Raw genomic sequence first — 8,375 nt, forward strand, 5'->3', positions numbered from 1 at the left:
CTAAAAAACAAGGCTTTTTGCCTTGTTCTTAAGTTTTATAATGTTGTTACTTGCTTTTGTTGGTTTTGCTTTTCCATCTTTATTTCATAAGATAATATAAATGAGAATTGAACTGAATATACAATTGTTGAAATAATTTGTCATGTTAAAGCACCAATTAATGCATTTAATGTTGCTAACTCTGATTCAGTTCCAATTTGTTTTGCTCTAATAATGCTTAAACTAAAAAAGAAAATTCAAAATGTATTGTTAATTAAGAATAAAAATGGCATTCATGGGCTTAATCCATTAAAATTCTTTGTTTTAAATCCCTTAATTAATTGTGGAGTAAACGCTAATGTTGTGCAAGCTGGAGTAATTAATCCAATAATTAATGATGTTGTTTTGTCAAAAACAGCAATTTTACCAATATAAACTTTTGTTGTTGGATCTACTGGGTAAAACATTCCATAGTGTAGCTTTTGATGTACAATAACAAAGAAAACAGCAAAGAATGCAAATACTAATAGTTCTGAAATTGCAATTGCTAATGTTGCATAACCTTTTTGCTTTTTAGATAATTTATCATTATAGTAATATAAGAAAAACATTGTAAAAGCATAAATAAATGAACAAAATAGGTTAGCTAAGAAAATATATCAACCGTTTTCATTTGGAGTAAAAACTCCATAAATAATTCAAACTATAATACCTAAGTGAAAAATTCAAAATGAATAATAATTTACATTTTCAGCCTTTTTAGTTTTTATTAATCTAATTAATTGTGGAACTCCTAACAAGATAGTTGCTATTGATCCAAGTGCTCCAAAAAGCTGGATAAAAATCTCTAACGTATTCATAATTAACAATTATACATTATTACTTTTTTTACAGTTAACAAAACTGATTTATTTATTATTTTTTAAATAAAAAATAATTAAAAATAAGGTTAAAAACAAATAAAAAAACACCTTGCGGTGTTAAGTCATTTCTGAAATGGTGGCTCCGGCAGGAATCGAACCAGCGACACACGGAGCTTCAGTCCGTTGCTCTACCAACTGAGCTACAGAGCCATGGCGGTCCAGACGGGAATTGAACCCGCGATCTCTTCCGTGACAGGGAAGCGTATTAAACCACTTTACCACTGGACCGTGGTTGCGGAGATTGGAATCGAACCAATGACCTTTGGGTTATGAGCCCAACGAGCTGCCGTCTGCTCTACTCCGCTATATAAATGGCGGGCAATGAGGGATTTGAACCCCCGCGGGCCGTGAAGCCCCTGGCAGTTTTCAAGACTGCTCCCTTCAGCCTCTTGGGTAATTGCCCACTGGTGGACCCAACAGGACTCGAACCTGTAACCGACCGGTTATGAGCCGGTTGCTCTAACCATTGAGCTATGGGTCCTTAAAAAATCCCTATTGGGTTTTACATTTGGTAGCACCGAAGAGAGTCGAACTCTTGACCTTCCGGGTATGAACCGGACGCTCTAACCAACTGAGCTACAGTGCCATAATGGTGGAGAGGAAGGGACTCGAACCCTCTACCTCCTGCGTGCAAGGCAGGCGCTCTGGCCAGGTGAGCTACCCCCCCATAAATGGTGAAGAAGACAGGATTCGAACCTGCGACCGCTTGAGCCCAAGTCAAGTGCTCTACCAAGCTGAGCTACTTCTCCACGCACAATTTTTGCTTAAATGCTTAATTATTATATATTATTTTTTAAATAATTAAAATTTTTTTTAAAAATCTTCACTATTTCAAACAAACTCATAATCCCTAATTTTAATAGTGTCGCCGTCTTTAACTTTTGAATTTTTAATTAATTCAAAAACACCTAAAGATTTTAATTTAGCATTAAATCTTCATAAGTTATCTAAAGAAATAACAGGAACCTTATCATATACCTTATAAACATCATCACCAATAATTTCATAAGTGTCATCTGATAATTTAACTATTTCAATTGGTTTTTTATCTAATGTAATAACAACAACTTCTTCTGATTCTTTTAATTCATCAATTACATTTTGTTTTGAAACTTGCAATGCATTTCATAATGCCTTTTTAATTTCATCAATATGAGAATCTACTAAAGCAGAATTTTCAATTAATATTAAGTTTGGATATTTTTCTTTAAATTCTTTAACATGAATATCATAACTTTCTAAATCAGATTTATTAGCCACAATAACTTGTGGTAATTTTTCTAATTTTAAGTTATATGATTTCAATTCATTGTTAATAATTTCATAATCATTAATCGGGTCTTTATTTTCATCACCAAAGTCAATGATATGACAAATAACTCTACATCTTTCAATATGTTTTAAAAATTGAATTCCTAAACCTCTTCCTTCCGAGGCTTTTTCAATAAGACCCGGTAGATCAGCAACTACAAAATTGTTTTCATAATATTTTACAAGCCCTAACTGAGGAACTAATGTTGTAAAATCATAATCAGCAATCTTAGGTTTTGCATTAGATATTTGCGATAGAATTGTACTTTTTCCGGCACTAGGTTTACCAACAAATCCAACATCAGCTAAAACCTTTAATGTTAAATGAAGGTCCATTTTTTCGCCAGGTGTACCATTTTCACAAATTCTTGGAGCAGTATTTCTTGAAGATTTAAATCTTAGGTTTCCTTTTCCACCTTTTCCACCTTTAGCAATTAAATATTTTTCTTCAGAAATAACATCAGCAATTAGTTGTCCATCTTTATAAACCATGGTTCCTAAAGGCACTTTAACAACTAAATCTTCGCCGCCTCTTCCAAAAGCGTTTTTAGGCTTTCCGTTTTCACCAGGTTCAGCAACAATTTTATTTTGGTAATAAAAAGGTAATAATGTGTTTTGACCAGGGTCGCCTTGGAAATAAACTGAACCCCCATTTCCACCATCACCACCATCTGGACCACCTTTATCAACATTAGCTTCACGGCGAAAACTAATTATTCCATCTCCACCCTTACCAGCTATTACTAATATATCAACTTCGTCTATAAATTTCATGTGTTTATTTTACCAAAAATCTATAAATTTTATTTATAGAAATTTTATATATCAAATTAAAATGATAAAAAATCAAAGCACTTATAAAATGCTTTGATTTATTTTTAAGATACTCCGAATTATATGCACCGGTTTTTATAATAGTAAGTTATTAAGATTTTATTTTTTAGCGAACACTGATACAAATTGGATAATATAGAAAATTGATATGAAAATATTTTTTTGATAATAATAAAAATAAATAAGTTTTTTCATTTAAGTAAGATATTGTGAACTTCTTAATAATTAATATCGACACTATTTTTTAAAGTTCTAAAAACGTTTATACATTTCACCTCAAATAATTTTAACCCCTGAAAATAAGGTGAAAATGCTTTATAGTTTTAAAAGAAAAAAATCTTTTTTAAAAGGAAATAAAGGAGCTTAAATAAAAGAGAAACTATTAAAAAAATACCAATTATTACACTTAAATACTAAGTTTTTTTCTATATTAAATTGTTCCTATAACTTTTGTTATTTTAATTTGTATCAAACTTATTATAGTTAATTTTCACGGGCATTATACATTTTATTTTTTTATTGTGCATTTGTGCATTTTTTGCACAAAAAGCGTGATCATAATTACTTCTTAATTATTCTTGAAAATAAAATTTCATCTGCTTCTGGTGATAAATTGTCAAATTTATCAAATTTATTTATTAATGAGTAGTGGTTTTCTTGTTGTTTAATAAAACCTAAAATTTTATTAGTTTTTTCTGGTAATACCACTGATAACATAAAATTGATAACATAAATTCCGTTTAATAAAGTATTTAAAACACAATTTAATCTAACTAAATCCTCTTTTAATAATCATGGTTTTGTTAGATCGATGTATTCATTTAATTTTGAAGATAAATTGATTGCAACCTTAAAAGCTTTATCGGCATGGAAATTATCAAATTCATTTTTGTAATTTTCATAATAAATCTGAAGTGAATTAAGAATATCTTTATCAATATCTTGCAGATCATTTTCTTTAAAAGTAGTTCCATTGGCAAAGTTTTGATTAATCATTTTGATTGTTCTATTAACTAAGTTACCAAAATTATTAGCTAAATCTGCATTAAGCACATTTATTAATAAATCTTCACTAAAAGAAAAGTCATTATCAATATTAACTTGCGAAGTAAAGAAATATTTTACTTCTTCAGCACCATATTTTGTAACAAGTGGAATTGGTTCAATAATATTTCCTTTGGATTTAGACATTTTTCCTTCAGGAGTAATAATTCAAGAATGAACAACTTCTCTTGTTGGTTTGTTAACTCCAATAGATTCTAAAAATATTGGTCAATAAATAGCATGAAAACGTGAAATTTCTTTAGCTAAAACGTGAATTCTTTCATCGCCATTTACTCAAAAGTCTTGATAGTTTTGGTCATTTTCTTCTTCAAAACCTAGAGCAGTTAAATAACTAAATAGCGCATCTAATCAAACATAAATAACATGTTGTTTTTTATCGCTATATTTTTCTTTGGGAACTTTTATTCCTCAATTAAAAGAAATTCTTGTAACAGATAAATCTTCCAATCCTTTTTCCAAAAAGTTATTATTCAATTCTTTTTCAATATTTTTATTAGTTAAAAAAGCTGGATTGTTTTCAAAAAAGTTTTTTATTCAAGGCTCCATTTTTTTCATATTAAAGAAATAACTTTCTTCTTCAATTTCTTGAAGTTGATGATTTGAAGTTGGATGGTAATATTTGCCGTCTTTAAAAACAGCTTGACTCTGCGTTAAAAATTCTTCATCACTAACTGAATATAGACCAGTATATTTATCTTTAAAAATATATCCATTTTGATACATTTTTTCAAATACTTTTAGAACGGTTTTTTCATGATTTTTATTTGTTGTACGGCTATAAAAGTCATAATCTATTTTTAAAAGTTTTCATAAATCGATAAACTTTTCTGACTGCATATCAACATAATCTTGTGGATCTAGGTTATTTTCTTCGGCTTTTTTTTGTATTTTTTGTCCATGTTCGTCAATACCAGTTGCAAAAAATGTTTTATATCCTTGACTATTTTTATAATTTTTATAAACTCATGCTAAAGTAGTAGTTAATAAATGACCAATATGCAAATTACCACTTGGATAATAAATAGGTGTTGTTATATAAAAAGTTTTTTGTTTATTATTCATTATTTTTTCTCCTTTTCCTTTATTGGAACATAAAGTTTTTGTGTTTCTATACGATATGAGTGATCATTAATATCATCATTATGTAAATAAATATTTGGTTCAAAAAAAGTTCCTCATCCTGAATTAAATCTTGATTCAACTAAACAAAATTTTGGCTGTGAGTTGGTTCTTGTAAATACTAATTGAACTCGTTTAGGTTCAAAATTATATTTTCTTAATAAACAAATTAAATCAATATATCGTGCCATTGGAAGAACAATACTAAAATAACCTTTTTGTTCAATAATTTTTGATGATAATGAAACTAGTGTTTCTAAATCTAAATTAATTTCATGTGTAGCTAATTTTTGCTCATAAGTGCCAGTTTTTCTTATTTGATTAAAGTTTTCATTGTAATAAGGCGGATTAGCAACAATTAAAGAATATTTTTTAGCTTGTTTATTACCACATTTATAAGCATAATTCTTAGCATAATCCTTAAAATCAGCTGAAATAACATTTATTTGATCATCAAAATTATTTAATGAAACATTTTTCTTTGCTAATAAAACAGCTTTTTCTTGAATCTCAACTGCATCAATGTTTATTTTTTTGGACCTTGCAGCTATAAAAATTGATAAAGCGCCATTATTTGTTCCTACTTCTAAAATATTCGAAACATTTCGATTAATAGAAACAAAATTTCCTAATAAAATAGTATCAACCGAATAATTAAACATCTCTTTGTCTTGATAAACAAAAAGATCATTACCATATCCCAAATTATTCTTAAAAACACCTGTTTTTTTCATATTAATTAATTATAAATTAATTATTTTTAAAAATTAAATTTGTTAATAATTTAATTGTGGAATTAAATTTATTTTTAAAACAAATTTAAACAAATTTTGCATTTTTAATAACTTTTTCAAAATAAAATTAAACTTAATCTGTTTCTGTATTAAACTTTAAAGTATAAAAAAAATAGGAGTACAAAAAATGATTAATTCAAATGTTTCACCTTCATTATTAAGTAATATATTATTTTATGGTAAAAAAAGCACTAAAAGAAATACTATGTTATCCTTTAGCTTAATATTAAAATTAATGTTTTATATATTTTTAATTTTAGATATTATTGCATTTTCAACATTTTTATTTTCTAAAGAGCAAGTTAGTTCCTATTTAGTTTCAAAAATTGTAATCTTATTTTTAAGCTTTATTGCATTGTTTTTAATTTTAGTTCCTTTAACTAATAATTTATTAAAATCAAGCGATTTTTTAAAGGATAACAATAAACATTCAATAGCCAATTATTTAATAAAAAAAATAATGAGCACCAGGGAGTTTCTCACTTATTAAAGACACAGTTTTGAATAAATATATTATTTAATTTCTTATATTTTCTTACAATAGGTTTTAGTTTATTAGTAAACTATATCGGTTTATACTTTACTTGATCACAAAACATTATTTGCACAATTTCAGGTTTTATTTTATTTAAAAGTATTTTATTTTATGATATTTTAATTCCTTTATTATTTACAAAAATTTCAAATAAAAAAGTATCTTTTATTTCTTCTATTAATTTCATGTGAATTACTTTAACATTCTTAATAATGGTTTTAACCTCATTAATATTAAGCATTCTTGATATTTTTATACATCTAGGATGAAATGAACTAATAATAACAATATTTGCAATGCCAATAATTTTCTTTATTTCATATATTATAAAAGTTATGGCTATATTATTAGTAAATAGAAAAAAATTAAATAAATTTGTTTACATTTCAGCTTTCTTGATTGCTTTTTCTTATCAAAATTAAATTAGTAAATAAAATAAGATGTGAGTCAAACTCACATCTTTTTAATCTTATTTTAATATTAGTTATATTTAATTTCTTCTCACTTATTTGCACTAAAATCTTGAAGAAAATTGATTAATAAATCTCCTGCAGCCATTAAATCGGAAATAGCGCAAACACCAATAGGACTATGTAAATATCTTTGTGGTAAAGAAATTGTTAAGGTAGCAGCACCACCATGTGCAAATTGTAATTCATGAGCATCTGTACCACCACCCATTGCAACAAATTTATATGAAGGAATGTTATACTTACTTGATATATTTTGGAATTCCTTAACTAATTTTGGATCCATCATTGTGCCACGGTCTTTAATTCTTAAAGCAGCGCCTTTATATAATGAAGTATTACCTGGAATGGTATTTGGAGTATCATGCGATGCACATGTGTCTAATGCGATCGCTATATTTGGTTTAATTAAAGAAACACTAGTTCTAGCCCCTCTTGTCCCAACTTCTTCTTGGACTGTACCAACTAAATATAAATCAACATCTAAATCTTTATCAGAAATTTCTTTAGCTACATATTCTAAAACAGTAACGCCTGCTCTGTTATCCATAGCTTTCCCACCAATTAAGTTTGGATCATTAAATAAAACTGTTTCGCCTGACATATATACTAAATCACCAACACCTGCACCTTGTTCTTTTGCATCTTCATCTGATTTAAAGCCAAAATCTGCATATAATTCGTTGTTAGTAATTGCTTTAGATATTTCATTTTCTTGCATAATGTGAATGCTTGTGTGGCCAAATAAACCCAAGAATGTTTTACCATTATCGGTAACTAATTTAGCTTTTGTACCAATTACAGAAGAAGGTCATATACCTCCAACAGGTGATAAAAGTAATTGACCTTTTTTATCTATATTGCGCACCATAAATCCTACTTCATCCATGTGAGCAGCTATCATAACTCTTGGTGCATCAGGATTTTTTGATTTTTTTCTAAAAATAACTGAACCTAAGTTATCACGACTAACCTCAAAATTAGCATCTTTTAATGATAATTTTAATTCATTTACAACAGGTTCTTCATAACGAGACATTGCCTCAATTTCCATATATTTAATTAATCTATTTTTAAATAATTCTTTTTTATCCATAATTTTTAAACCTCTTTTTTAATAATATTTAAATTAATACATAAATTTTAACAAATTAAATTTGATTATGTTTGTTTATATTTTTAAGAAAAAATAAAGAATTATCAAAAATATTTAATTAAATTATTAAGTTATTGTTTGTTTTTTATAAGAGTTAAATAATAAAAGAAAAAGAGCCAATTTGGCTCTTAATTTCGTTCTCTGAAAACTGAATATCGATTATCTTTTAGATTACTTCTATAGAATCAC

7 protein-coding genes and 8 tRNA genes are annotated in these 8,375 nt (G+C 27.2%); 1 reads left to right on the forward strand and 14 read right to left on the reverse strand.

Annotated features, from left to right (window positions below):
• Positions 1-35 precede the first annotated feature (35 nt).
• The 12 genes from ACQW0Y_RS02550 to ACQW0Y_RS02605 form a co-directional block, all read right to left on the reverse strand.
• A complete protein-coding gene (locus tag ACQW0Y_RS02550; RefSeq protein WP_427867606.1) occupies positions 36-839 on the reverse strand; it encodes a SemiSWEET family transporter in 804 nt (267 codons plus the stop codon).
• A gap of 137 nt (positions 840-976) precedes the next feature.
• Positions 977-1,052 (reverse strand) — tRNA-Phe (locus tag ACQW0Y_RS02555).
• Between the two features lies 1 nt (position 1,053).
• Positions 1,054-1,130 (reverse strand) — tRNA-Asp (locus ACQW0Y_RS02560).
• 1 nt (position 1,131) lies between these two features.
• Positions 1,132-1,207, reverse strand: a tRNA-Met gene (locus ACQW0Y_RS02565).
• 7 nt (positions 1,208-1,214) lie between these two features.
• Positions 1,215-1,305: transfer RNA gene (locus tag ACQW0Y_RS02570), tRNA-Ser, on the reverse strand.
• 2 nt (positions 1,306-1,307) lie between these two features.
• Positions 1,308-1,383, reverse strand: a tRNA-Ile gene (locus ACQW0Y_RS02575).
• Positions 1,384-1,411: 28 nt separating this feature from the next.
• Positions 1,412-1,488 (reverse strand) — tRNA-Met (locus ACQW0Y_RS02580).
• A 4-nt stretch (positions 1,489-1,492) separates the two neighbouring features.
• Positions 1,493-1,569 (reverse strand) — tRNA-Ala (locus ACQW0Y_RS02585).
• A gap of 5 nt (positions 1,570-1,574) precedes the next feature.
• Positions 1,575-1,651 (reverse strand) — tRNA-Pro (locus tag ACQW0Y_RS02590).
• A 64-nt stretch (positions 1,652-1,715) separates the two neighbouring features.
• Complete coding sequence (gene obgE / locus ACQW0Y_RS02595; RefSeq protein WP_427867607.1) at positions 1,716-2,987, reverse strand: GTPase ObgE; 1,272 nt, start codon at positions 2,985-2,987, stop codon at positions 1,716-1,718.
• Positions 2,988-3,608: 621 nt separating this feature from the next.
• Positions 3,609-5,174 (reverse strand): methionine--tRNA ligase, encoded by a 1,566-nt coding sequence (gene metG, locus ACQW0Y_RS02600; RefSeq protein WP_427867608.1) that lies wholly within the window; start codon positions 5,172-5,174, stop codon positions 3,609-3,611.
• Positions 5,174-5,965, reverse strand: a complete 792-nt coding sequence (locus ACQW0Y_RS02605) for a tRNA1(Val) (adenine(37)-N6)-methyltransferase (protein WP_427867609.1) — start codon at positions 5,963-5,965, stop codon at positions 5,174-5,176. Before ACQW0Y_RS02605 ends, metG begins: the two co-directional genes overlap by 1 nt.
• 187 nt (positions 5,966-6,152) lie before the next feature.
• Here ACQW0Y_RS02605 and ACQW0Y_RS02610 point away from each other — a divergent pair, with 187 nt between their 5' ends.
• Positions 6,153-6,515: a hypothetical protein gene (locus ACQW0Y_RS02610; RefSeq protein ID WP_427867610.1), complete on the forward strand. Its 363-nt coding sequence runs from the start codon at positions 6,153-6,155 to the stop codon at positions 6,513-6,515.
• A gap of 154 nt (positions 6,516-6,669) precedes the next feature.
• Here ACQW0Y_RS02610 and ACQW0Y_RS02615 read toward each other — a convergent pair whose 3' ends face one another.
• Positions 6,670-6,801 (reverse strand): hypothetical protein, encoded by a 132-nt coding sequence (locus ACQW0Y_RS02615; RefSeq protein ID WP_427867611.1) that lies wholly within the window; start codon positions 6,799-6,801, stop codon positions 6,670-6,672.
• 239 nt (positions 6,802-7,040) lie between these two features.
• The gene (locus ACQW0Y_RS02620) at positions 7,041-8,126 is read right to left on the reverse strand and encodes a M42 family metallopeptidase (protein ID WP_427867612.1); all 1,086 of its coding nucleotides are present in this window, start codon (positions 8,124-8,126) and stop codon (positions 7,041-7,043) included.
• Between the last annotated feature and the right edge of the window lie 249 nt (positions 8,127-8,375).

The organism is Mycoplasmopsis arginini (assembly GCF_965278885.1).
GTDB classification, from domain to species: domain Bacteria; phylum Bacillota_I; class Bacilli_A; order Mycoplasmatales; family Metamycoplasmataceae; genus Metamycoplasma; species Metamycoplasma arginini_B.